The sequence below is a fragment of the Pseudomonas sp. EA_65y_Pfl1_P113 genome (assembly GCF_963970525.1).
Lineage (GTDB): Bacteria > Pseudomonadota > Gammaproteobacteria > Pseudomonadales > Pseudomonadaceae > Aquipseudomonas > Aquipseudomonas tritici.
In genome coordinates this window covers 1-582 of the sequence record NZ_CAXAQM010000260.1, presented here as the reverse complement: position 1 = coordinate 582, position 582 = coordinate 1, and the positions used below count along the sequence as shown (strand labels likewise).

The following is a 582-nucleotide window of genomic DNA, read 5'->3' as shown; positions in this document are numbered from 1 at the left end:
CGGTCTGCGCGCCCCCGGCGGACGGCAAGGCAATGGCGGTCGCGGTGCCGCTCAGCAACAGGGCGGCGGTAATGGCGTAGGCGTAGCGCACTTTGGTCGTTTCCTCTCGTCTACCAATTGGCAGCATCGCCTTTGTAGATACTAAGCGATGCTGAACGGCGATTGAATATGAACGGCTGGTGGATGGTTATGGGGCCATCCGTCAGCGCCGTCCCTGGAATTCCTTCAAATAGGCATTGTCGGGCGACAGTACCAACGAGGTCTTGCCCTTGGCATCCTGCGCGAAGGTATAGCGATAGGACTGCATCGCCCGATAGAAATCGTAGAAATCGGGATCCTTGTTGAAGGCGTCGGCATAGATTTGCGCGGCCTTGGCATCGGCTTGCGCCTGGATGATCTGCGCGGTCTGCTGGCCCTGCGCCTTGATCGTCAGCGCCTGTTGCTGGCGCGCGGTGCGCATGCGGTTGAGCGCGCTGTCGAACGGCGTGCCGCTCGGCAGATCGGCATGTTTGATGCGCACGTCGACGATCTGCACGCCGTATTGCGATGCCAGCTTTTGCAACCCGGCGCGGATGTTGCCCA

The 582-nt window shown here is 60.8% G+C and carries 1 protein-coding gene; it reads right to left on the bottom strand.

All coding sequences use genetic code 11. The features are described from left to right. Window positions 1–202 precede the first annotated feature (202 nt). Window positions 203–582: SPFH domain-containing protein (locus tag AACY52_RS29475; protein WP_339561245.1), on the bottom strand; the 380-nt coding region annotated here is incomplete at its 5' end.